This window comes from Streptomyces sp. NPDC087440, from assembly GCF_044744005.1.
Taxonomy (GTDB): Bacteria; Actinomycetota; Actinomycetes; order Streptomycetales; family Streptomycetaceae; genus Streptomyces.
Map to the genome: position 1 here is coordinate 533243 of NZ_JBIUXN010000002.1, position 22729 is coordinate 555971.

The following is a 22729-nucleotide window of genomic DNA, read 5'->3' on the forward strand; positions in this document are numbered from 1 at the left end:
GGCCCGACCAGCCGTACGCGCGCCGTGCGCAAGCGGTGCGCAAGCCGTACGCAACGGGGGAAGGCGGGGGCCGTGACCGGGCCGAATCTGGAGTTCCTGGAGGCCGGAGGGGACGTCGAGCGGGCGTACCGGCTGCTGCTGCGGCTGGGCCAGGCCGACGCGGACACGTTCGCCCTGCGGCTGGGGCTGCCCGCCGAGGCCGCCGAGGCGCACGGGCGGCGGGTCGTCGAGCTGGGTCTCGCCGCCCTGCACGACGGCGTGCTGCGGCCGGTGTCGCCGGGCAAGGCCGTGGAGCGCCTGGTGGAGCGGCGGCTCGCCCGCTTCCAGGACGAGCTGGAGGCGGGGGTGGCGCACTCGGGCGTGGTCGACTCGCTGCTCGGCGAACGCGCGGCTGCCCCGGCCGCCGACGCCCGGCCGGGGCAGCAGGGCCCGCCGGTGCAACGCCTGGAGAACCAGGCCGACATCCGGGCGGCCATCGACGAGATGACCTTCTTCACCCGCTCCGAGAACCTCACCGCGCAGCCCGACGGCATCCTCACCCCGCAGTCGATCGTCCACTCCCGGCCGCTGGACATGCGCGTCCTGCGCCGGGGCGTCACGATGCGCAGCCTGCTCGGCCCGGCCGCCGTCGGTCATCCCGGCACCATGGCCTACCTGCGCGAACTCAGCCGCAAGGGCTGCGAGATACGCATCGCGCGGCAGCCGATCGAGCGCATGATCATCTGCGACCGGGCGGTGGCCCTCACCCCGATCGACCCGCGGAACACCGGCAAGGGGGCGCTGCTCACCCGGGAACCCGGGCTGGTCGCGACCCTGGTCACGCTGTACGAGCGGATGTGGGACGCCGCCGACCCGCTCCCGGCCGCCCCCGGCGACACGCCGTCACCGGGGGCCCGGCCCGAGGGCGTCGAGCGGCAGGTGCTCGAAACGCTCTACACGGCCGACAAGGACGAGGCGGGCGCCCGTGACCTGGGCATCTCGGTCCGTACGTACCGCAAGCACGTGGCGTCCCTGATGGAGCGGCTGAGCGCGACCAACCGCTTCCAGGTGGCGCTGCTGGCGCGCGAGCGGGGGTGGATCTAGCCCCGGGGCGGCACCGGGCCTCAGCCCTGCTGCCGCAGCCTGCTCCGCTTGATCGCCGCACCGGTGAAGCCCGCCGAGACGAGGAGTGCGACGGCCAGCGCGCCGCCCACCACGTTGCGCAGCACGCCTTCGAGGGAGCTGGTGCCCACGATCAGGGCGACCACGAGCAGGCCGGTCACCAGCGCCGGCTTGACGGTCTCCGGGTTGTTCCGTTCTGTCTGTACTGCGGACACGGCTGTGTCTCCCCTCGTCGGCACCCTGTCTGACCTGCGCTTTCCGCGCCTGCCTACCGTCCCATCGGCGAGCGGGCCCGCCGCGGCCGACGGCGCGCAGCTTCCTGCACGCTCCGGTGCAGCTTGTTGCAGAAGCGGCCGGTGCGGCACGGGAGGGCAAAAACCTTCCTGCACAGCTCTGCTGACACCCCGTACGCTTCCCCGTACACCCGGTCGGCCGACCTCCGGTAGCGGACGGCGCCGGGGCCGATCAAGGTCGGGACGACCGGTCCCCGGTCGCCCCGCGACCGTCCCCGCCGCCCGGAGGTAGCCCCGTGTCCGTCGACACCTCCGTCGACACCGTCGTCCCCGCCCAGTCCACGACCCCCGCCGCACCCCCGGCGGCCCGCCGCACCCCGTCCACCGCCCTGCGCGCGGCGTTCCTGCGGGCGGCCCCCGCGCTCGGCGCGTTCGCGGCGGCACGGCTGACCGGGATGCTGCTGATGGCCGTGTGGGCCTGGCACATCGGCAAGTCGCCGCTGCGCCTCCTCGGCCAGTCCTGGGACTCCCTCTGGTACACCCGGATCGCCACGCACGGCTACGGCCACACCAGGCTCCTGGCGGGCGGCGAGGTCGTCCAGAGCGACCTGGCGTTCTTCCCGCTCTACCCGGGCCTGATCCGCGCGGTCGGCACCGTCCTCCCGGTCACCCCCGGCGGCGCGGGCCTCCTGATCTCCTGGACGGCCGCGCTGGCCGCCGCCTGGGGCGTCTTCGCGGTGGTGGACCGCCTCTACGGCCGCCGGGTCGCCACCGTCACGGTCGCGCTCTGGGGCCTGCTCCCGCACGCGGTCGTCCTGTCCATGGCGTACACCGAGCCCGTCCTGGTCGCCCTGTCCGCCTGGTCGCTGTACGGGGTGCTCACCCGGCGCTGGCTGCTCGCGGGCTCGCTCGCCGCGCTGGCGGGCCTGTCCCGGCCGAACGCGGTGGCGCTGGTGGCCGCCGTCGTACTGACGGCCGCGTACGAACTCCTCAAGGGGCGGCAGCGCGGCTGGCGGATCTGGACGGGGGCACTGCTCGCCCCGCTCGGCTGGGCCTCGTACGTCCTGCACGTCGGCATCCGCACGGGCGATCCGCTCGGCGGCTACTTCGCGGTGCAGGCGGGCTGGTCGTCCCGCTTCGACTTCGGCTCGGGCACCCTGAAGTTCATCAGGCACCTGGTCAGCGCGCCGGAACGGTTCGGCTTCCCGATGGCGCTGGTCATCGTCGCGGTCGGCGTGCTCCTCCTCGCCCTGCTGACGTACGGAATGGACCGCCGCCCCCCGCTCGCGCTGCTCCTCTACACGGGCGTGCTGGTCCTCATCGCGGTCGGCGGCGCGGGCTTCTTCGAGTCCAAGCCCCGCTTCCTGCTGCCCGCCTTCCCCCTGCTCCTCCCCCTGGCCTGCGCCATGGCAAAAGCCCGGCCGAGGGCCGCGATCACGGTGACCGCAGCCCTGGCCGGGCTCTCGATGGCGTACGGGACGTACCTGCTGACGGTCGCGCCGATGCCGATGTGACGGGGGAGGCTCAGGCCTCGTCGTCGCCCTTGTCGCCCTCTTCGGCGGAGTCGACGTCCTTCTCCAGGCCGAGCTGCTCGACGACCCACTTGTCGAACTCGATGGAGGCGCGGACCCAGCTCACCGTGGACGACACGAAGTGCTCCAGGGAGACACCCGTGCCGATCAGCATCTGCGCCTCGCCGATGAGGCGGACGGAGCCGTCGTCGTGGGTGTGGCTGTAGACCTTCGGCCACAGAGTGCGGCGGTTCCAGTCGTCCAGGAGCTCCAGCAGCTGGAGCTTGTCCTCGATGCTGTGCGGGCGGTCGTAGAACGTCCGCACCGAGAAGACCTGCTGGTCCTCCTCGCCGCGGAACATGAAGTACGTGCGGAACTCTTCCCACGGCGCGGCGAGGTCACCCTCGTCGTCGACGACGTACTTGAGCTCCATCTGGTCCAGGAGCTGCTTGACCAGGTCCTGGTCGGGGATGACGGGGCCTGCCGGTCCCTCGGGCTGCGGTTCGGGCTGTCCCCCGAAATTCGGAATCGAGGACGGGTCGATGCTCACCGTGTATTTCCCTTCGTACGGTTGCGGTCATCCTCTCCCATCCCGGGAGGGTGAACGCAAGCCCCGGCGGGTGCGATCCGCTGCGCGCTGAGAGAACACCGCGAATCGCACCCTTGGCACCGGCTCGTACCCCTTACAGCTTCTTCTCCGTCGCCACGGTCGTGGCCGGACCCACCAGCAGCCCGTCCCCGACCCGCTCCACGCGGACCGTGTCGCCGTCCTTGACCTCGCCGGCCAGGATCTCCTTGGCCAGGCGGTCGCCGATGGCGGTCTGGATGAGGCGGCGCAGCGGGCGGGCGCCGTACGCCGGGTCGTTGCCCTCCTCGGCCAGCCAGGCCAGGGCGTCGGGGGTGACGTCCAGGGTGAGCTGCCGGTCGGCGAGCCGCTTGGCGAGGCGGGCCACCTGGAGCTCGGCGATGTGGGCCAGCTCCTCCTTGTTGAGCGCGGAGAAGACGACCAGGTCGTCCAGCCGGTTCAGGAACTCCGGCTTGAAGGAGGACCGTACGACCTCCAGGACCTGCTGCTTCTTGACGTCCTCGGCGGTCGCCGGGTCCATCAGGTACTGGCTGCCCAGGTTCGACGTCAGGATCAGGATGGTGTTGCGGAAGTCCACCGTCCGCCCCTGGCCGTCGGTGAGGCGGCCGTCGTCCAGGACCTGGAGGAGGACGTCAAAGACCTCCGGGTGCGCCTTCTCCACCTCGTCCAGGAGCACGACGCTGTACGGACGCCGCCGCACGGCCTCGGTGAGCTGGCCGCCCTCCTCGTACCCGACGTAGCCGGGCGGGGCACCGACCAGCCTGGCGACGGAGTGCTTCTCCCCGTACTCGCTCATGTCGATCCGCACCATGGCGCGCTCGTCGTCGAAGAGGAAGTCCGCGAGGGCCTTCGCCAGCTCGGTCTTGCCGACGCCGGTGGGACCGAGGAAGAGGAAGGACCCGGTGGGCCGGTCGGGGTCGGCGATCCCGGCCCGCGTACGGCGTACGGCGTCGGAGACGGCCTGTACGGCCTCGCTCTGCCCGATCAGCCGCTTGCCCAGCTCGGCCTCCATGCGCAGCAGCTTCTGCGTCTCGCCCTCCAGGAGGCGTCCGGCGGGAATGCCGGTCCAGGACCCCACCACATCGGCGATGTCGTCCGGGCCGACCTCCTCCTTGACCATGGTGTCGACGTCACGGACCTCGGCCTCGGCCTCGGCGGCCTCCTCCAGCTCGCGCTCCAGGCCGGGGATCTCCCCGTACAGCAGCTGGGAGGCGGTGTCGAAGTCGCCGTCGCGCTGGGCGCGCTCGGCGGTGCCGCGCAGCTCGTCGAGCTTCTCCTTCAGCTCACCGACCCGGTTGAGGCCCTGCTTCTCCTTCTCCCAGCGGGCGTTCAGCCCCCGCAGCTCCTCCTCCCTGTCGGCGAGGTCGCGGCGCAGCTTCTCCAGGCGCTGGACGGAACCGGGGTCGGTCTCGTTCTTGAGCGCCAGCTCCTCCATCTTCAGCCGGTCCACCGACCGCTGGAGCTCGTCGATCTCGACGGGCGAGGAGTCGATCTCCATCCGCAGCCGCGAGGCGGCCTCGTCCACCAGGTCGATGGCCTTGTCGGGCAGGAAGCGGGAGGTGATGTACCGGTCGGACAGCGTCGCCGCCGCCACCAGCGAGGAGTCGGCGATCTGCACCTTGTGGTGCGCCTCGTACCGCCCCTTGAGCCCGCGCAGGATGGCAATCGTGTCCTCCACGCTCGGCTCGGCGACCAGCACCTGCTGGAAGCGCCGCTCCAGGGCGGGGTCCTTCTCGATGCGCTCGCGGTACTCGTCCAGCGTGGTCGCACCGACCATGCGCAGCTCGCCGCGCGCCAGCATGGGCTTGAGCATGTTGCCCGCGTCCATGGCCGAATCCCCACCGGCCCCGGCGCCCACGACGGTGTGCAGCTCGTCGATGAACGTGATGATCTGCCCGTCGCTCTCCTTGATCTCGGAGAGGACGGTCTTCAGCCGCTCCTCGAACTCGCCCCGGTACTTGGCACCGGCCACCATCGCGCCGAGGTCCAGCGACACGAGCCGCTTGTTCTTCAGCGACTCGGGCACGTCCCCCTTCACGATGCGCTGGGCCAGCCCCTCGACCACGGCGGTCTTGCCGACACCGGGCTCACCGATGAGAACGGGGTTGTTCTTGGTCCGGCGCGACAGCACCTGCACCACCCGCCGGATCTCCTGGTCACGGCCGATGACCGGGTCCAGCTTCCCCTCGCGCGCGGCGGCCGTGAAGTCGGTGCCGAACTTCTCCAGGGCCTTGTACTGGCCCTCCGGGTCCGGAGTGGTCACCCGGCGTCCTCCCCTGCTCTTCTCGAAGGCATCGAGCAGCTTCGATGCGCTCGCACCCTGGTTCTTCAGTACGTCGGCGGCCTGACCGCCCTTGGCGGCGAGCCCGATGAGCAGGTGCTCGGTGGACAGGAACTCGTCCCCCAGCTCCTTCGCGCGCTGCGCGGCGTCGGCGACGACGGCCAGCATGTCGCGGTTGGGCTGCGGGGGCGAGACCGTGGACCCGGTGACGCTGGGCAGGGCGGCGAGAATCCGCTCGGCCCCGGCCCGTACGGCAGCCTGGTCGGCCTCCACGGCCGCCAGCAGGTCAGTGATGTTCTCGTTGTCCTGGCCCTCCAGCAGAGCGAGCAGCAAGTGCGCGGGGGTCAGATCGGGGTGGCCGTCGGTCACGGCCCGGTTGGTGGCCGCGTTGATCGCGTCCCGGCTCCTGTTGGTCAGCTCGGCTTCCACGTCTGCACTCTCCTCCTGTACGCCCTCACGGCATCGACAGCTGCTGTGCGCGTGCCCTGCGGCACGACCTCTATGACTCATCCAACGTGCACAAAGTTGAGTCTATTCCACTCAGCTTTACGAAAGCGGGTCGCCCCGGGCGCTAATCTGCGCCCCATGGCCATCGACCTGCAGGACCCCAGCCCGGAATTCCGCGCCTTCTGGAGCGAGTACCACCTCTGCACCCTCACTACCCTGCGCCGGGACGGCACGCCACACGTGGTGCCGGTAGGGGTGACGTACGACGTCGAGCAGGGCGTCGCCCGGGTGATCTGCTCGCGCGGCAGCCGCAAGGCGGTGCATGTGAGGGCGGCGGGCGAGGCGGGGGCGCGGGTGGCCGTGTGCCAGGTCGCGGGCGCGCGGTGGTCGACGCTGGAGGGGGTGGCCCGGGTGCGCGAATCGGCGCAGGAGGTCGCGGACGCGGAACGCCGGTACGCGGAGCGCTACGGGCGGCAGCCGAGGGAGAACCCGGAGCGGGTCGTCCTCGAAATCACGCTGACCCGGCGTCTGGGCATGGCCTGACCCCTGTCGGGATTGTTTCCGGGCACAGCACAGCGACGTCCTCGTGTTCAGGTTCACGAGGACGTCGCTGTGTGGGGGAAGCGCCTGGGCGATCTACTGCGACGGGGGAATCGCGTCAGGCACTGCGGGGGGTGGCTGTGGCGGCCCGCTGGGCGGGCCGGCCGGTGCGCGAGACGGGGTGGGGGGTGACGCGTGGGGCGCCGCCCGTCTCGTACAGCTGGTGGTCGGCCTTCTCCAGGTTGACGAAGATGTTGCCGTACCGGATCTCGCACCGGATGGGCTGCGGCGCACCGCGCGGGCGGCGCAGACACCGGTAGGCACGGACTTCCTCGTCCCGCTCACGGACGACCAGGATCGGATCGCCGAAGAGGGTCACCATCAGCGAGTCACCGGGCTCGGGGAGCGCGGAGACCAGATCGATGAGGTGCCAGCCGCCGCGCATGACCCGGGCCATTTCGCGTCTGAAAGAAGGGTCGTCCGACGTCATCATCAGCCCCAGCCCAGGTCGGTCTTGGCAGAAGTGGAGGAACGGCCCTCACCTGAGGCTACGCCCCAGCCCAGGTCCGGCACCCGGAACGTCTGCGTCGCACCCCGGTCAAGGCCCGTCGGCGATGCGGCAGCACCATTCACGCCAACGCCCACTCCGAGCGCAAGTCCCGCAGTAGCAGCGGCGACAAGCACAGAGCGAAGCATTCTCTTACGCATAGTCGGCTTCGTCCTCACTTGGTGGCTTCCTCAACCCCGTGATGAAGACGATGGCTCATCCAGGCACGTCAACACCACTGGGCCGATGCATCATGTTCCTGTACGTTCAGGACCCTGGGGGGTGGACATATGCGTGAAGAGGGAAGCAAATCGGCACATCCGCACAGTGTCAGTGAGCTGTGCGAGTCCGGCGCGCAGCTTTACGCCATCGCCCTGCGCACGGGGCGCATCGCTCGCAGCGAGGTCCAATCCGCTCCCTGCCTCATGGAATTCGCCCTGGTACACCCTGACCCTGACGACGCGAACTGGCTTCTCCCGGTTCCGCCTTCGGCCGCGCTGGGCCAACTCCTGCACCCCATAGAGAGGGAAATGCAGGATCGCAGACTGCTGACGGCTCAACTCGCCGATGCATTTGAGCCGTTCATGGCCATCAGTGCCCAAGTCTCCGCGACGACCCACTCCATCACGGTCCTCGAAGGCCTCAAGCGCATCAACGATACGCTCGACATTTCAGCTGCCCAGTGCCAGAAGGAAGTCCTGACGATCCAGCCCGGGGGCGGTCGTCGCGAAGACATCCTGGAACAGGCCCTGAAGCGGGGCCAGCCGCTCGTCGACCGTGGCGTCGCCATGCGCACGCTCTACCAGCACACCGTCCGGCACAGCCAGGGCACTCTCGCCTACGCCGAGCGGATGGCCCAGGGCCAGGTGGAGATACGCACGCTGGAAGAGCTGGTCGACCGCCTGATGATCTTCGATCGCTCCGTCGCGTACATACCCGTCAACGACGATCGCCACGTGGCCCTCGAGATCCGCCAACCCGCGCTCGTCGCCTACCTCACGCAGGTCTTCGAGCAGTTCTGGAACCACGCGGTGCCCCTGCTGGAACCCGTCGCGTACGATCCCACGCCCGAAGGCATCTCCGGAGTGCAACGTTCGATCGCCAAACTCCTCATCGAGGGGTACGTCGACGAGGCCATCGCCCGTCGGCTCGGCATGAACGTCCGTACCTGCCGAGCCCATATCGCCAAACTCGCCGCCTCCTTGGGCAGTGGGAGCCGCGCGCAACTCGGCTATCTGATAGCAAGGTCGAACGTCCTAGACCTCTGACCGCACCTGCGCCCCTCCCCCGAACGGAACAGCCTTGCTCCCGGCGATCACCGTCCTGGAAGGACTTGAGCGCATCAACGCCGCCCTCGACGTGGCTTCGGCGGAATGCCTCACTGAGGTCCGCACGCTCCAACCGGGCGGGGCCCGCTCCGAGAGCCACCTCACCCAGGCACTGGAACGGACCAAGCTCTTCGGCCAGCGCGGCGTCCGGATGCGCAGCCTCTACCAGCACACCGTCCGCCACAGCTACGGCCTGCACGCCTACCTCGACCGGCTGCCCGACGTACAGCTGGAAGTGCGCACCCTCGACGAACTCATCCCCCGCCTGATGATCTTCGACCGGACGGTCGCGTACGTCCCCGTCCTACCGGGCACCCGCACCGCCCTGGAACTGCGGGACCCCCTCCTCATCGCCTTCCTGACCAGCACCTTCGACCGCTTCTGGCACCTGGCCGTCCCTCTGGACGAGCCCCTCCCCGCCGAAGCCGCCGACATCCGCCGCTCCATCGCCCGCCTCCTCGTCGAGGGCAACACCGACGAAGCCGTCGCCCACCGCCTCGGCCTCAACATCCGCACCTGCCGCGCCCACATCGCCAAACTCGCCACCTCCCTCGGCGGCACCACCAACCGCACCCAACTCGGCTACCTCATCGCCAGATCCGGCATGCTCGACGGTTGAACCCACCGTCCAGAGCACCGTCAGAGAACGGACAGGCCTTGAATCCGGAGCAGCGCCCCGCGCTCACCGTCCTGACCGGCAAGGACCAGATCGACGCAGCACTCGACCACGCGGCCGCCCAAGCCCACACGGAAGTCCTGACCATCCAGCCGGGCGGCGCCCGCAAGGCGAAGACCCTGGCCGACGCCCTGGTGCGCGCCGAGCCGACCATCGAGCGCAACGCCCGCATCCGCACGCTCTACCAGCACAGCATCCGCTACAGCTACGGCGTCTACGCCTACGCCGAACGCCTCCCGGCGCACTGCGAGATCCGCACCGTCGAACAACGCGTCGACCGCATGATGATCTTCGACGACACAGCCGCCTTCATCCCCGCCTCCCCCGGCCCCGAGATGGCCCTGCACATCCACCACCCCGCGCTCATCCGCTACTTCACCGAGGTCTTCGAACACCACTGGCAGTACGCCGTCCCCCTCACCGAGCCCCTCCCCCACCACACCACCGACCTCCGCCGCACCATCGCCCGCCTCCTCATCGAGGGCAACACCGACGAAGCCATCGCCCACCGCCTCGGCCTCAACATCCGCACCTGCCGCGCCCACATCGCCAAACTCGCCACCTCCCTCGGCGGCACCACCAACCGCGCCCAACTCGGCTACCTCATCGCCACGTCCGGCATCCTCGACGCCTGACCTGCACAAAGTCCCCGGAGTGCGCAACCCTCCGCCCCTCGGTACGGTCTCCAGAAGTGAGCCAGCAAGCCAGTCCCCTCCCGCCCGAAGGCCACGGCATGACCGACCTCACCAAGAACCACCCGCACCCCCCGGCGTCCCGCCCGCCCCTGGACGACCCCCTCTTCGGTGCCGTCACGGTGATCATCGCCCCCCACGCCCGCATCACCGTCTCGGGCCCGGCGATCCCCCGCACCGACCTCACCCGTACCGGCGGCATCGACGGCGCCGACACCTACAGCGCCATCGGCACCCGCTCCGCCACCCACCTCACCCTGACGGTGGACGACACCCCGGCCTCCATCACCCCGGGCAGGGGCCGCCTCCGCCGCTCCACGTACAAGATCGACGCCACCCACGCCGGCGTCCACTACCGCCTGGTCCCCACCTCGCTGAACACCAGCAGCTTCCTCCGCGACGGCGCGACCCTCGGCGAGTTCACCGCCGACGGCGACGAGACCGTCCTCGTGGAGTGGCGCGAGGACACCACCCCGCAGCCCGTGGACGCCTCCATCGGCTACACCCTCGCCGCGGCCTACGGCACGGGCGGCCAGCCGATGTGGCTGACCCTGGTCGACGTGGTCACCGACCTCATCCCCTGACGGGGGCACGCAGAAGGGGCCCGGGAGCAGTTGCTCCCGGGCCCCTTCGGTACGCGTACGGACTCAGTCCGACGACCGCTTCGGCCGCCACACCACCAGCGCACTCGTCTGCTGCACGTCCTGGTACGGGACCAGGTCGCGGCGGTACGAGGCGTGGACCTGGGCCTCGCGCTGCTGGAGGGCGGCGGCCGCGCCGTCCACCGCCGCCGAGAGTTCGGCGACGCGGGACTGGAGGGCGGCGACCTGGTTCTCCAGCTCGATGATGCGTTTGATCCCGGCCAGGTTGATGCCCTCGTCCTGGGAGAGGGCCTGGACCGTGCGCAGCAGCTCGATGTCGCGGGCGGAGTAGCGGCGGCCGCGCCCGGCCGTGCGGTCGGGGGAGACCAGGCCGAGGCGGTCGTACTGGCGCAGGGTCTGCGGGTGCAGGCCGGAGAGCTGGGCGGCGACCGAGATGACGTACACCGGTGACTCGTCGGTCAGCTCGTAGGGGTTTCGTCGTCGGCCGTCCATCGCTCTCTCCTACGCTCCCTTCGCGTCCTGGAAGAGTGCGGCCCGCGGGTCGGTGCCCGCCGTGGCCTCACGGTAGTTCTCCAGGGCTTCCCTGGCCTTGTCGTTCAGATCGGTCGGTACGGAGACCTCGACGGTGACCAGGAGGTCGCCGCGGGTTCCGTCCTTGCGGACCGCGCCCTTGCCGCGGGCCCGCATGGTGCGCCCGTTGGGCGTCCCGGCGGGCAGCTTGAGGGTGACCGGCGGTCCGCCGAGGGTGGGTACCTTCACCTCGCCGCCGAGGGCCGCCTCCGTGAAGGAGACGGGGACCGTGACGGTGAGGTTGTCGCCCTTGCGGCCGAACACCGGGTGGGAGTCGACGTGGACGACCACGTAGAGGTCACCGGCGGGTCCGCCGCGCTCGCCCGGCGTGCCCTTGCCACGCAGGCGGATGCGCTGGCCGTCGGTGACACCGGCGGGGATGCGCACCTGCATGGTGCGGGAGGACTTGGCCCGGCCCGAGCCCTTGCAGACGTCGCAGGGGGTCTCGGCGATGAGGCCGCGGCCCTTGCAGTCGACGCACGGGTCGGTGAGCGAGAAGCCTCCGCCGCCGCCGCGCGAGACCTGGCCGGTGCCGACGCAGGTCGGGCACACCCGGGGGGTGCCGTTCTTGTCGCCGGTGCCGGAGCACGCCTTGCAGGGGGCCTGGGAGGACATCCGCAGGGGGACCGTGGCGCCGTCGACGGCCTCGGTGAAGCTGAGGGTGACCTCGGACTCGATGTCCTGGCCGCGCCGAGGCTGCGTACGGGTGCCCGCGCCGCCCCGGTTGAAGAGGCCGCCGAACACGTCGCCTATGCCGCCGCCGAAGCCACCGGTCTGGGTGCCGCCCGCCGCGCCCCCGAAGAGGTCGCCGAGGTCGAAGTTGAACGAGCCGCCCGCCGCCCCGGGGCGGGGGCCGAAGCCCCCGCTGCCGAAGAGGGCGCGCGCCTCGTCGTACTCCTTGCGCTTCTTGGCGTCCCCGAGGACATCGTTCGCCTCGGAGATCTCCTTGAAGCGCTCCTCGGCCTCGGCGTTGCCCTTGTTGGCGTCGGGGTGGAACTCCCGGGCCAGCTTCCGGTACGCCTTCTTGATCTCGGCCTCGGTGGCGTCCTTGGGGACGCCGAGAACCTTGTAGTAGTCCTTCTCGACGAAGTCCTTCGTGCTCATTTCCTCGACGTCCCTCCTCTCGGACCCGTGATGCCGAGTGCGGTACTACCCCTTCTCGGGGTCACCGCTCTCCTTGTCATCGGAGTCTTCCGACTTCTCGGCCGCCGCCCCCGGCTGGGGCTCGGCCACCGCGACCCGTGCGGGACGGATCGTACGCTCGCCGATCCGGTAGCCCGGCTGAAGGATCGCCACGCAGGTCGTCTCGGTGACGTCCGGCGCGTACGAGTGCATCAGGGCCTCGTGGATCGTCGGGTCGAAGGGCTCGCCCTCCTTGCCGAACTGCTGGAGGCCCATCTTCGCGGCCACCGTTTCGAGCGATTCGGCGACCGACTTGAAGCCGCCGACCAGCTCGCCGTGCTCGCGGGCCCGGCCGATGTCGTCCAGGGTCGGGAGGAGCTCGGTCACGAGGTTCGCCGCGGCGATCTCCTTGACCGTGATCCGGTCCCGCTCCACGCGGCGACGGTAGTTCTGGTACTCCGCCTGCAGGCGCTGGAGGTCGGCCGTGCGCTCGGAGAGCGCCATCTTGGCCTGGTCCAGCTGGGCGGTCAGTGCGACGTCCTTCGCGGCGTTCGCGGCGTCGGCCGGGGCCGCCGAGCCCTCCTCCGGGGAGGAGGACTCAGCGGCCTTCGGCTCGGCGTCGTCCGCGCCGGAAGAGACGTCGGGCTTCTCCTCGAAGCCCGGAGTCTCCTCCGTCATCAGGCAGCGCCGCCCTTCTTGTCCTTCTCGTCGTCCACGATCTCGGCGTCGACGACGTCGTCGTCGGCGGCCTGACCGGCACCCGGGGCAGCACCCTCGGCGCCCGGGGCGCCCTGGGCCGCACCGGCGTCGGCGTACATGGCCTGGCCGAGCTTCTGGGACACGGCGGCGACCTTCTCGGTGGCCGTACGGATCTCAGCGGTGTCCTCGCCCTTGAGCTTTTCCTTCAGCTCGGTGACCGCGGTCTCGACCTCGGTCTTGACCTCGCCGGGGACCTTGTCCGCGTTGTCGGAGAGGAACTTCTCCGTCTGGTACACGAGCTGCTCGGCCTGGTTGCGGGTCTCGGCGGCCTCGCGGCGCTTGTGGTCCTCGTCCGCGTACTGCTCGGCCTCTTCGCGCATCCGGTTGACCTCGTCCTTCGGCAGCGAGGAGCCACCGGTGACGGTCATCTTCTGCTCCTTGCCGGTGCCGAGGTCCTTGGCAGCGACGTGCATGATGCCGTTGGCGTCGATGTCGAAGGCGACCTCGATCTGCGGCACGCCGCGCGGGGCCGGCGGCAGACCGGTCAGCTCGAACATCCCGAGCTTCTTGTTGTACGCCGCGATCTCGCGCTCGCCCTGGTAGACCTGGATCTGCACGGACGGCTGGTTGTCCTCGGCCGTCGTGAAGATCTCGGAGCGCTTGGTGGGGATCGTGGTGTTGCGCTCGATGAGCTTCGTCATGATGCCGCCCTTGGTCTCAATGCCCAGGGACAGCGGGGTGACGTCGAGGAGCAGGACGTCCTTGACCTCGCCCTTCAGAACGCCCGCCTGGAGCGAGGCGCCGATGGCGACGACCTCGTCCGGGTTGACGCCCTTGTTGGCGTCGCGGCCGCCGGTGAGCTCCTTGACGAGCTCGGCCACGGCCGGCATGCGGGTCGAGCCGCCGACGAGGACCACGTGGTCGATCTCGGAGAGGGCGATGCCCGCGTCCTTGATGACGTTGTGGAACGGCGTCTTGCAGCGCTCCAGCAGGTCGGAGGTGAGCTGCTGGAACTGCGAGCGCGTGAGCTTCTCGTCCAGGTGCAGCGGGCCCTCGGCCGACGCCGTGATGTACGGCAGGTTGATCGACGTCTCGGTGGAGGACGACAGCTCGATCTTCGCCTTCTCCGCGGCCTCGCGGAGACGCTGGAGAGCCATCTTGTCCTTGGCCAGGTCCACGCCGTGGTTGCCCTGGAACTGCTTCACCAGGTAGTCGACGACGCGCTGGTCCCAGTCGTCACCACCGAGGTGGTTGTCACCGTTGGTGGCCTTCACCTCGACGACGCCGTCACCGATCTCGAGCAGCGAGACGTCGAAGGTGCCGCCACCGAGGTCGAAGACGAGAATGGTCTGGTCGTCCTTGTCGAGACCGTAGGCCAGGGCGGCGGCAGTCGGCTCGTTGACAATACGCAGCACGTTGAGGCCCGCGATCTCACCGGCCTCCTTCGTCGCCTGACGCTCGGAGTCGTTGAAGTACGCCGGGACGGTGATGACCGCGTCGGTCACCTTCTCGCCCAGGTAGGACTCGGCGTCGCGCTTCAGCTTCTGCAGGATGAAGGCGCTCATCTGCTGCGGGTTGAAGGACTTGCCGTCGAGGTCGATCTTCCAGTCAGTGCCCATGTGGCGCTTGACCGAACGGATCGTCCTGTCGACGTTGGTGACCGCCTGGCGCTTGGCAACCTCGCCGACGAGCACCTCGCCGTTCTTGGCGAAGGCGACGACGGACGGCGTGGTCCTGGCGCCTTCGGCGTTGGTGATGACGGTGGGCTCGCCGCCTTCGAGAACGCTGACGACGGAGTTAGTCGTGCCCAGGTCGATGCCGACCGCACGTGCCATTTCGGATTCCTCCAGTTACGTACTTGAGTGGATCTGGCTCAAGGATGCATCACTCGAACGCCGCCGTCAACAGAGCTGAGTGGAGGAGGCTCAACTTAACGGCACTTATCTCACTCATACACTCCGCATCGACGCCGTGACCTGCACCATTCGCGTGTACAGGGGCTTGAGCCGCCGCTGCATCGCAGGCGTCGTGACCTTCTCCACGAGGTCCCCGACCCCGTTGAGCAGGGCCCGCTGGGGCGTCCGCCGGGTCGCCGCCAGGACGGCACCGGCCCGCTCCCGGAACTCCGCGTCCGACGCCGTCCAGAACCACGACCCCCGGTCCACCGCTTCCCCGTACAGCCGCTGGAAACCCAGATCCTTCTCGTGGGTGAGGTTCCACAGGGTGAGGCCGAGGATGGTGTCGCGGTCGGTGAGCAGCCGCCGCCAGGGGGCGGTGCCGATGAGGCGGACGTGCTCGCTGGTCTCCTTCAGGGGGACGGCGCGCAGCGCGTAGTTCATGAAGTGCTCGTCGGTGTGGAAGCAGGGCAGTCCGCGCGCATGCCTCTCCAGCGCCAACTCCCAGGCACGGGCGACCCGTTCGCGCAGGACCGGGCCCCACCGCTCGGGGATCGCGTAGAAGGACCCGGTGTACATGCCGTGCTCGGCGTCGCTCTCGCCGAGCTCCCGGTGCATGGCGTGGCAGGACCGGGCGTACTCGTCCAGCGCGGGCGCGCCCGGTGCGTACAGCGCGTCGAGGCGTTCCGTCTGGACGCCGACGGCCCCGTCGAGCGAGGCGAGGAGCGTGTCCAGCGGGCGTACGCACAGCATGTCCGGCTCGATGAAGACCTGGGTGCCGCCCCGCGGGGCCAGGGCCTCCAGGGCGTCCAGGTGGTAGAGCGAGCTGACCCAGCCGTGCCCCCACCCGGCGGGCGGCCGGTGCGCGAAGGGGGCGAGGACCGTCTCGACGCCGATCGCGGCGAGCTGCCCGGCGTACGGCTCGGGCAGCGGGTCCGCGGTGACGAGCACCAGGTCGGCGTCCGGCTGGAAGCGCCGTACCGAGCCGTACGCGGAGGCCATGCACCGGTAGTAGGTGTGCGCCGGGTCCTCGCCGATCCGGCCCCGCGACTGGGGGCTCTGGGCGGTGGGCATCCGCACGAAGGCCATGGCGACGGTGGTGCGGGCGGTGGCGCCCATCAGGCTCTCCTCGTTGTTCCCGGTACGGGGACGGGGCCGCCCCGCGCACTCGTCGGTTCCCCACCCGTCGAAGCCCCCGTCGAAGCCCCCGTCGAAGCTCCCGCCGCAGCCCCTGCCGGCGCTTCCGCCAGCGCCTCCGCCACCGCGTCGACGGCCTCCGCGATCCGGACGCCGCACTCCTTCAGCACCTCGTACGGCTGCCCGTACGGGTCCTCGATCGCGTCCGGGCCGGGCGGCAGCGTGCCGCGCCTGCCCGCCGCGTACGCCACCGGGTCGGCCCCCTGCGGAGCCCCCGCCGCCAGCCGCACGAACTCCAGCAGGGTGAAGCTGCGGCCGAGCGCCGACGGGCGCAGCCGGACCGCCGCCTCCCGGTGCTCCCGCTCCATCCCGAGCACGAGGGCGGCCCGGTCCACCTGCTCCGCGGTCAGCCGCCGGGAGGTGAACTCCCGTCCCTCGCCGCCCAGTTCCTCCAGTACGTCCCGGGTCGCCGCGTCCATCGGGACGGCTCCCGGCGGGCGGGTGCCCGCGCTGGCCGCCCGCACCCCCGCCGGCGCCCGCCGCGCCAGCAGCCGTTCGGCGAGCACCGAGCGGTGCACGTTGCCGGTGCAGACAAAGAGGACGGTGACGTCGTCCCTCACCGGTCCGCGCGCCGGGCGCTGGAAGAGGAGGAGGCGGCGGAAGCGGTGGGCTGTGCGCCGACGGTGCCCGCGCTCTCCTTCGTACGGGGCCGGATGCGGGCCAGCCAGCCCGCTCCCGAGATGCTTCCGGCGAGGCGGGCGGAGCCGCTCTGGGCGGGCACTTCGTAGGGCTGGTAGGAGCCGTACGTACCGTAGGCGCCCGGTCCACGGCGCTCGGGGGCCATGCTCAGCACCGCGCCGATCAGCCTGCCGCCGACCCCGCGCAGGGTGTCGGCCGCCGTGCTCGCCTGGTCGCGGCCGGTCTTCCCGGCCCGTACGACCAGGACCACACCGTCCGTCCTGGGCACCAGCGCGACCGTGTCGGCGACCGGGAGCACCGGTGCCGTGTCCACGATGACCGCGTCGAAGCGTCCGGCGAGCTCGGCGAGGACGACGCCCATCTGGCCCGAGGCGAGCAACTCGGCCGGGTTGGGCGGGACTTCACCGGCGGCCAGGACCTTCATCCCGCCCGGCCCGTTCTGCAGGACGTCCGTCAGTTCCACCGCGCCCACCAGCACACTGGTGAGGCCCGCGCCCTCCACCAGCCCCAGGTGCCCGGCGACCCGGGGCCGCCGCAGGTCGGCGTCGACCAGGCAGACGCTGCGTCCGTCGAGGGCGATGGCCGCCGCGAGGTTCACCGAGGTGGACGTCTTGCCCTCGCCGGGCAGGGCGCTGGTCACGGCGATGACGGTCGGGCGCTGGTCCACGGCGGCGAACTGGAGGTTGGTGCGCAGCTGCCGGTAGGCCTCGGCGCGCAGCGACCGGACGCCCTGCGCGACGACGAAGCCCTCGTCGGGCTTGCCCTTGTGGCCCTTGTCCAGCGGGATCGTCCCGAAGACGGGCAGTCCCAGTACGTCGCCGAGCGCGGACGCCGAGCCGATCGTGGTGTCCAGGTTCTCCCGCAGGACGGCGAAGCCGCAGCCGAGCAGCAGCCCGCCGAGGATGCCCGCCGCGTAATTGAGCAGCGGGCGCGGGCTCTGGGGGGCGCCCGGCACGGCGGCGAACTCGGCGACCGACAGCTTCACCGGCACCTTCCCGCCGTCCAGCGGCGTCTCCAGCTTCTCCACGGTGTCCGCGAAGCTCAGCGACACCGCGTTGGCGATCGCGGCGGCCCGCTCGGGGTCGGAGTCGCGCACCGCGATGTCGACAAGGACGGTGCCCAGCGGGGAGACCGCCTCGACGCGCTCGGCCAGTTCGGCGGGTTCCAGCGTGCCGGTCAGACCCAGCTCGTTGATCGCGCCGGTCAGCACGGGGGCGCTGCGCGCGATGTCCGCGTAGCTCTGCACCCGGTCCTGCCCGAAGTTCGAGATCTGGGCGAGCTGCTGGGCGTCGGCGACCGCCCGGGCGGAGACGAAGATCTTCGCCTCGGCCCGGTAGACGGGCGTGGTGAGCCAGGTCGCGGCACCGCCCGCCAGCGCACCGGCCGTCAGAAGCGTCAGGACGGTGATCCAGCGCCTGCCCAACACCCCCAGGAAATCGCGGATGTTCATGTCTGTGCTCCTGACGAAACGTCATGAAAAGTCTGATTCATGGCAGTCTGTGTGACCATAGACGCAATGCTCTTTACGGCCGGGCCGCATCTCCTGGGCGCTGCCCAAAATGCACCGGTCGGACGAACCGCCCCGCTCACCGGTCGGACGAACCGCCCCGCTCACGGGGCGGACCGGCCGCCCACCCTCGGCACCGGCAGCCCCCGCTCCCACGCGGTGCGCAGCGCGGGAATCCGGTGGCCGACGGGGGCCAGGCACAGCGGGAGCAGCGCGAGCAGCGCCCCGAGACAGCCGCTCACCAGCCGCAGCCCCGGGCCGCCCACGGCCGCCGCGGCCGTGCAGGCGCTCACCCACACCCCGAGCAGGCCGTGCACCCCGTACGTGCGCCACATCAACCCCATGCCCCACCGGCGCAGCTGGCCGGCGTGCCCGGCGAGGGTGGCCGCGAGGTGGGCGAGCCCCAGCACGTGCGGGCTCGCCAGCACTCCGCCGACCAGGCAGCCCGCCACCATGACTCCCGCCACGAGGAGTTGATCGCGCCAGACCCCGGCGTGCTCCCCGCGCGCCTCGTCGCCCTGGTTGCCGAGCATGCACAGCACCTGGAGTCCCAGCCCGGGCAGGAACCAGGGCACGAGCGCCCCCGCCTCCTCCCAGCCGGGGCCGAGCAGCACCACCAGCACGGTCGGCCCGAGCGCGGCCAGCACCCCGAGCACGCAGGCCAGCAGCGCGGAGGCGGCACTCAGCGCGGCGCCGAGCGCGGGCAGCGGGGAACGGCCGGCGGCCACGCAGCGGGCGACGGCCGGGGTGACGACCCGCCCCAGCCCCTGCACCAGCATCATCGGGGCCATGGAGGCGAAGTAGACGGCCCGGGAGTAGTGCCCGGTGACCGCGGGCCCGAGGGTGAGGCCCGCGGTCCACATGGGGACGCCGTACATCACCGACTGGAGCACCGCGCTGCGGGTGCACAGCCACAGCTCGCCGCCCAGGGCCGCGCCGCCCCACCGCAGCCCGCCGAGCCGGGGCCGCAGCAGGGCGAGTCCGCCCACCGTCTGCACCACGGCCGAGACGCTGAGGGTGACGGCGATGCCCAGGGGGTTCCAGCCCGTGGTGAGCAGCAGGACGGCGGCCGCGAACCCGGTGCACTGCCCGCCGAATTCGAGGACCGCGGCGGCCCGGTTGCGCCCGGAGCGGCGCAGCGCGGACGCGCACACGAAGGAGAGCGGGAAGACCGCGTTCTGGAGCAGCAACACCCGTACGAACGCGACCAGTTCGGGTACGTCCGGCCAGAGCACCCCGCAGACGGGGGCCGCGAGCTGGAGCAGCGCACAGGACCCGACGCCCGCGACGGCGGCCGTCAGCAGCGCCAAGCCGAGGAATTCCTCGGTCAACTCCCTTGACTTCAGCACGAGTTGAGTGAAGCCGACCATGGTCGAGGCGCACACGTGCACCAGGTTGAGGGCGATCGCGTACGCCCCGAAGTGCTCGGCGCTGACATGGCGGCCGGTGTACGCGGTGTAGCAGAGCTGGACGAGCAGGGCGGCGGCCAGCGCCCCGGTCTCCCAGCCGAAGCCGCCGACGAGGGCGCGGGCCCCGGGGCGGCCTTCGGTTCCCGCGGCGGCGCGGGCGGGGGCCGCGGGCCCCCCGGGAGGCGTACCGCTCACTCGTACTCGTCGTGGACCGGCTCGAACTCGGGCTCCGGGTTCTCCTCGGACGGCTCCTTGCGGGCCTTCTCCAGGGCGAGCAGTACCGGCTCGTCCTTCTTCACCGCGTCGAACACCCGCCGCGCCTCGGGCTGTTCCAGGTCGAGCCGGTACCAGTGGTCCGGGGCCTGGTGGTGCGGGAGGGTGGTGAAGGTGAGTGCCCCCTGCGGCAGGGCGCGCAGGCTGTCGGCGACCTCGTACAGCTCGCTGAGCGAGTCGAGTCCGGAGTCGGCGGTCAGCGAGGCGGTCGCGGCGTCGAGGACCGGGTAGAGCCGGGCGGGGTTGGTGAGGGTGCCGTTGCCGCGGATCTTGGCGACGAGCCGGTTCACGAAGTCCTGCTGGCGGCTGATCCGGTTGAGGTCGCTGCCGTCGCCGACGTACTGGCGGGCCCGGACGTAGCTGAGCGCGGTCTGCCCCTTCAGCACGTGCTTGCCCGCGCTGAGGTCGAGGCCGACGTTCGGGTCGTGCTCCGGCTTCTTGAGGTCCACCTCGACGCCGCCCACCGCGTCGACGATCTTCGTGAAGCCCTTGAAGTCGACGGTCAGGTGGTGGTCGATCCGGATGCCGGTCAGCTTCTCCAGCGTACGGATGGTGCAGGCGGCCCCGCCGAACTGGAAGGCCCAGTTGAACTGGGCGTTCTGGGCGAGGCTGTAGCCGCCGTCCGGGCGCAGGCAGCTGGGCATGTCCACCCTCAAGTCCCTCGGGACGCTGAGGACTTCGGCCCGTCTGCGGTCGGCGGCCAGGTGCAGCAGCATCACCGTGTCGCTGCGCTCGCTGCCGGCTTCCTTGCGCCAGTCGGAGCCGAGCAGCAGGATGTTCTGCGCGGTGCCCGGGTGCCGGGCGGGACGCTCGGCACCGTGCTCGGCGAGCGCGGCGGCGGTCGCCTCGTCGGTCCGGATGTTGCTGTCGATCTTGCGGTACGCCAGCCAGCCCGCGACCCCCGTCAGTCCGACGAGGACGGCCAGCCCGGCGCACATCAGCCTGAGCGTGCGGCGGGCCCTGAACCGGGCCCAGACGGAAGCGCTCGCGGGCGCGCCCTCGGACGTGCTCGCGGGCGCACCCTCGGGTGCGCCCTCGCCCTGTGCCGTGTTCTTGTCCTGCGGCATGCGTGCCACCCCTCCTCAGGCCCCCAGCACCAGTGCGGGAACCCGGTTCGTCGCGAACCAGTCGATCGTGCGGCGCAGCCCCTCCTCGACGGACACGGCGGGCTCCCAGCCCAGCGCGGTGCGCGCCAGCGTGATGTCGGGGCGGCGCCGGCGCGGGTCGTCCACGGGCAGCGGAATGTGCGTGACCCCGGAGACCGAATCGGTCAACTCGGCGATCCACTTGGCGAGTTCGAGCATGGACAGTTCGTACGGGTTGCCCAGGTTGACCGGTCCGGACACCCCGGAACGGACCATCTTCAGCACGCCGTCGACCAGGTCGTCCACGAAGCACAGCGAGCGGGTCTGGGTGCCGTCGCCGCTGACCGTCATCGGCTCGCCGTCGAGGGCCTGGCGGATCAGGTTCGGCACCACCCGGCCGTCGCCCGGTCGCATCCGGGGGCCGAAGGTGTTGAAGATCCGTACGATCCCGGCGTCCGTGCCGTGCACCGTGCGGTACGCCATCACGGTGGCCTCGGCGAACCGCTTCGCCTCGTCATAGCAGGAGCGCGGGCCGACCGGGTTGACGTTGCCCCAGTACGTCTCGGGCTGGGGGTGCACCTCGGGGTCGCCGTAACTCTCGGAGGTGGAGGCGAGGACGAACCGGGCGCCCTTCGCGGTCGCCAGGTCCAGGGCGTGCCGGGTGCCGTCGGAGCCGACCCGCAGGGTCTCCAGCGGGTGGCGGAGGTAGTCCACGGGGGACGCGGGCGAGGCGAAGTGGAGTACGGCGTCGACCGGTCCGGCCACCGCGATGCCCTCGCTCACGTCGCAGCGCAGCAGGCTGAATCCCTGACGTGGCATCAGGTGGGCGATGTTCTCCGGCTTCCCGGTGAGGAAGTTGTCGAGGCAGACGACCTCCTCGTACCCCTCGTCGAGCAGTCGACCACACAAGTGGGAGCCGATGAATCCGGCCCCTCCAGTCACCACGGCACGCATGCCGACCAACACCTCTCGCACCTTTTCGGCCCGGCCGGGTGACACGAGCGTGGCGTCAACCGCACCGGCTGCAGTTCATCGTGCGAGAGTCATTGCCACAAAACCGGCTATTCGCATTAAGTCGGTCAAAGATCCCACGAAAGGATGCGGCGATGCGGGCACCGTCCGCGAAACGCGCACTCGATCTGACCGGCAGCCTCCTGCTGCTGCTCCTCCTCGCCCCGGTGCTGGGGGCCTGCGCCGCAGCCGTGGCGCTCACCTCCCCGGGCGGCACCTTCTTCCGGCAGGCACGGGCGGGACGGGGCGGCGAGCCCTTCGAGATGCTGAAGTTCCGTACGATGCGCGCGTCGGCCGCCGCCGAACGGGCCTCCCTCGCCGCCCGCAACGACAGCGACGGGCACCTCTTCAAGATGCGCGCCGACCCGCGCATCACCCCCGTCGGCCGCTTCCTGCGCCGCTTCTCCCTCGACGAACTCCCCCAGCTGGTCAACGTCGTCCGCGGCGAGATGTCCCTGGTGGGCCCGCGCCCGCTGCCCGTGGAGGACTCCGGCTACACGGGCCTGGCGCTCGGCCGCCTCAAGGTGCTGCCCGGCATCACCGGCCTGTGGCAGGTCAGCGGCCGCTCCGACCTGCCCTGGGACGAGATGGTGCTGCTCGACCTGGAGTACGTGGACACGCACTGCCTCGCCGTCGACCTGGGCATCCTGGCCCGCACCGTCCCGGCCGTCCTCACCGCCAGGGGCGCGCACTGAACCGACCGGGCCGCGCACCGAACCACCCGGGGCGCGCACCCAACCATCCGGACCGCGCACCGAACCCCCCGGGACGGGCACGG

Annotated in this window: 22 protein-coding genes; 8 read left to right on the top strand and 14 right to left on the bottom strand. The window is 71.0% G+C overall.

Features of this window, described 5'->3' with window-relative positions; all coding sequences use genetic code 11:
* Positions 1–72: 72 nt before the first annotated feature.
* A complete protein-coding gene (locus tag ACIO3O_RS07245) occupies positions 73–1083 on the top strand; it encodes a LuxR C-terminal-related transcriptional regulator (protein ID WP_401742961.1) in 1011 nt (336 codons plus the stop codon).
* 20 nt (positions 1084–1103) lie between these two features.
* Here the strand turns inward: ACIO3O_RS07245 and ACIO3O_RS07250 are convergent, their stop codons facing one another.
* Complete coding sequence (locus tag ACIO3O_RS07250) at positions 1104–1316, bottom strand: hypothetical protein (RefSeq protein WP_401742963.1); 213 nt, start codon at positions 1314–1316, stop codon at positions 1104–1106.
* Positions 1317–1630: 314 nt separating this feature from the next.
* Between ACIO3O_RS07250 and ACIO3O_RS07255 the strand changes: the two genes are divergently transcribed.
* Positions 1631–2848 carry a hypothetical protein gene (locus ACIO3O_RS07255; RefSeq protein ID WP_401742965.1) on the top strand — a complete coding sequence of 406 codons (1218 nt, stop codon included), beginning with the start codon at positions 1631–1633 and terminating at the stop codon, positions 2846–2848.
* A 10-nt stretch (positions 2849–2858) separates the two neighbouring features.
* Here ACIO3O_RS07255 and ACIO3O_RS07260 read toward each other — a convergent pair whose 3' ends face one another.
* Both ACIO3O_RS07260 and clpB read right to left on the bottom strand, forming a co-directional pair.
* On the bottom strand, positions 2859–3395 hold the full coding sequence (locus tag ACIO3O_RS07260; protein WP_401742968.1) for a YbjN domain-containing protein: 537 nt from the start codon (positions 3393–3395) through the stop codon (positions 2859–2861).
* A gap of 133 nt (positions 3396–3528) precedes the next feature.
* Positions 3529–6141 carry an ATP-dependent chaperone ClpB gene (gene clpB, locus ACIO3O_RS07265; RefSeq protein WP_401742971.1) on the bottom strand — a complete coding sequence of 871 codons (2613 nt, stop codon included), beginning with the start codon at positions 6139–6141 and terminating at the stop codon, positions 3529–3531.
* A gap of 156 nt (positions 6142–6297) precedes the next feature.
* On the opposite strand from clpB, the gene ACIO3O_RS07270 reads away from it, so the two are divergent.
* Entirely contained in the window at positions 6298–6702 is a 405-nt protein-coding gene (locus ACIO3O_RS07270; RefSeq protein WP_401742972.1) for a pyridoxamine 5'-phosphate oxidase family protein, read from the top strand.
* 115 nt (positions 6703–6817) lie between these two features.
* On the opposite strand, the gene ACIO3O_RS07275 is transcribed toward ACIO3O_RS07270, so the two are convergent.
* Entirely contained in the window at positions 6818–7195 is a 378-nt protein-coding gene (locus ACIO3O_RS07275) for a hypothetical protein (protein WP_401743434.1), read from the bottom strand.
* A 341-nt stretch (positions 7196–7536) separates the two neighbouring features.
* On the opposite strand from ACIO3O_RS07275, the gene ACIO3O_RS07280 reads away from it, so the two are divergent.
* Genes ACIO3O_RS07280 through ACIO3O_RS07295 form a run of 4 tightly spaced genes read left to right on the top strand, consistent with a single transcriptional unit; the run spans position 7537 to position 10526 of the window.
* Positions 7537–8514 (top strand): helix-turn-helix transcriptional regulator, encoded by a 978-nt coding sequence (locus ACIO3O_RS07280; RefSeq protein ID WP_401742974.1) that lies wholly within the window; start codon positions 7537–7539, stop codon positions 8512–8514.
* A gap of 34 nt (positions 8515–8548) precedes the next feature.
* Positions 8549–9193 carry a helix-turn-helix transcriptional regulator gene (locus ACIO3O_RS07285; protein WP_401742976.1) on the top strand — a complete coding sequence of 215 codons (645 nt, stop codon included), beginning with the start codon at positions 8549–8551 and terminating at the stop codon, positions 9191–9193.
* A gap of 38 nt (positions 9194–9231) precedes the next feature.
* On the top strand, positions 9232–9885 hold the full coding sequence (locus ACIO3O_RS07290; protein ID WP_401742977.1) for a helix-turn-helix transcriptional regulator: 654 nt from the start codon (positions 9232–9234) through the stop codon (positions 9883–9885).
* 56 nt (positions 9886–9941) lie between these two features.
* Complete coding sequence (locus ACIO3O_RS07295; protein WP_401742979.1) at positions 9942–10526, top strand: hypothetical protein; 585 nt, start codon at positions 9942–9944, stop codon at positions 10524–10526.
* Positions 10527–10589: 63 nt separating this feature from the next.
* Here the strand turns inward: ACIO3O_RS07295 and ACIO3O_RS07300 are convergent, their stop codons facing one another.
* The 10 genes from ACIO3O_RS07300 to ACIO3O_RS07345 all read right to left on the bottom strand — a co-directional run bounded on the left by ACIO3O_RS07300 (position 10590) and on the right by ACIO3O_RS07345 (position 21894).
* Positions 10590–11036: a heat shock protein transcriptional repressor HspR gene (locus ACIO3O_RS07300; RefSeq protein ID WP_401742982.1), complete on the bottom strand. Its 447-nt coding sequence runs from the start codon at positions 11034–11036 to the stop codon at positions 10590–10592.
* 9 nt (positions 11037–11045) lie between these two features.
* Positions 11046–12218: a molecular chaperone DnaJ gene (gene dnaJ / locus ACIO3O_RS07305; RefSeq protein WP_401742984.1), complete on the bottom strand. Its 1173-nt coding sequence runs from the start codon at positions 12216–12218 to the stop codon at positions 11046–11048.
* Positions 12219–12263: 45 nt separating this feature from the next.
* Positions 12264–12914, bottom strand: a complete 651-nt coding sequence (gene grpE / locus ACIO3O_RS07310) for a nucleotide exchange factor GrpE (RefSeq protein ID WP_401742986.1) — start codon at positions 12912–12914, stop codon at positions 12264–12266.
* Entirely contained in the window at positions 12914–14770 is a 1857-nt protein-coding gene (gene dnaK, locus ACIO3O_RS07315) for a molecular chaperone DnaK (protein ID WP_401742989.1), read from the bottom strand. The genes grpE and dnaK overlap by 1 nt, the downstream gene beginning before the upstream one ends.
* A 114-nt stretch (positions 14771–14884) precedes the next feature.
* A complete protein-coding gene (locus ACIO3O_RS07320; RefSeq protein ID WP_401742991.1) occupies positions 14885–15949 on the bottom strand; it encodes a hypothetical protein in 1065 nt (354 codons plus the stop codon).
* Positions 15949–16587, bottom strand: a complete 639-nt coding sequence (locus tag ACIO3O_RS07325) for a low molecular weight phosphatase family protein (RefSeq protein WP_401742993.1) — start codon at positions 16585–16587, stop codon at positions 15949–15951. The genes ACIO3O_RS07320 and ACIO3O_RS07325 overlap by 1 nt, the downstream gene beginning before the upstream one ends.
* Positions 16584–18116, bottom strand: a complete 1533-nt coding sequence (locus tag ACIO3O_RS07330) for a polysaccharide biosynthesis tyrosine autokinase (RefSeq protein ID WP_401742995.1) — start codon at positions 18114–18116, stop codon at positions 16584–16586. The genes ACIO3O_RS07325 and ACIO3O_RS07330 overlap by 4 nt, the downstream gene beginning before the upstream one ends.
* Positions 18117–18277: 161 nt before the next feature.
* The gene (locus ACIO3O_RS07335; protein ID WP_401742998.1) at positions 18278–19777 is read right to left on the bottom strand and encodes a lipopolysaccharide biosynthesis protein; all 1500 of its coding nucleotides are present in this window, start codon (positions 19775–19777) and stop codon (positions 18278–18280) included.
* Positions 19774–20922: an LCP family protein gene (locus ACIO3O_RS07340; RefSeq protein ID WP_401743000.1), complete on the bottom strand. Its 1149-nt coding sequence runs from the start codon at positions 20920–20922 to the stop codon at positions 19774–19776. The genes ACIO3O_RS07335 and ACIO3O_RS07340 overlap by 4 nt, the downstream gene beginning before the upstream one ends.
* 15 nt (positions 20923–20937) lie before the next feature.
* Positions 20938–21894, bottom strand: coding sequence for a UDP-glucuronic acid decarboxylase family protein (locus tag ACIO3O_RS07345; protein WP_401743003.1), 957 nt, complete (start codon positions 21892–21894; stop codon positions 20938–20940).
* Positions 21895–22046: 152 nt separating this feature from the next.
* Here ACIO3O_RS07345 and ACIO3O_RS07350 point away from each other — a divergent pair, with 152 nt between their 5' ends.
* Complete coding sequence (locus ACIO3O_RS07350) at positions 22047–22646, top strand: sugar transferase (RefSeq protein WP_401743006.1); 600 nt, start codon at positions 22047–22049, stop codon at positions 22644–22646.
* Positions 22647–22729 lie beyond the last annotated feature (83 nt).

Coding starts and splice junctions, on each gene's coding strand:
- ACIO3O_RS07270 (WP_401742972.1), top strand. CDS start 6,298: ATGGCCATCGACCTGCAGGACCCCAGCCCGGAATTCCGCGCCTTCTGG.
- ACIO3O_RS07280 (WP_401742974.1), top strand. CDS start 7,537: ATGCGTGAAGAGGGAAGCAAATCGGCACATCCGCACAGTGTCAGTGAG.
- ACIO3O_RS07300 (WP_401742982.1), bottom strand. CDS start 11,036: ATGGACGGCCGACGACGAAACCCCTACGAGCTGACCGACGAGTCACCG.
- dnaJ (WP_401742984.1), bottom strand. CDS start 12,218: ATGAGCACGAAGGACTTCGTCGAGAAGGACTACTACAAGGTTCTCGGC.
- grpE (WP_401742986.1), bottom strand. CDS start 12,914: ATGACGGAGGAGACTCCGGGCTTCGAGGAGAAGCCCGACGTCTCTTCC.
- dnaK (WP_401742989.1), bottom strand. CDS start 14,770: ATGGCACGTGCGGTCGGCATCGACCTGGGCACGACTAACTCCGTCGTC.
- ACIO3O_RS07320 (WP_401742991.1), bottom strand. CDS start 15,949: ATGGGCGCCACCGCCCGCACCACCGTCGCCATGGCCTTCGTGCGGATG.
- ACIO3O_RS07330 (WP_401742995.1), bottom strand. CDS start 18,116: ATGAACATCCGCGATTTCCTGGGGGTGTTGGGCAGGCGCTGGATCACC.
- ACIO3O_RS07340 (WP_401743000.1), bottom strand. CDS start 20,922: ATGCCGCAGGACAAGAACACGGCACAGGGCGAGGGCGCACCCGAGGGT.
- ACIO3O_RS07345 (WP_401743003.1), bottom strand. CDS start 21,894: ATGCGTGCCGTGGTGACTGGAGGGGCCGGATTCATCGGCTCCCACTTG.
- ACIO3O_RS07350 (WP_401743006.1), top strand. CDS start 22,047: ATGCGGGCACCGTCCGCGAAACGCGCACTCGATCTGACCGGCAGCCTC.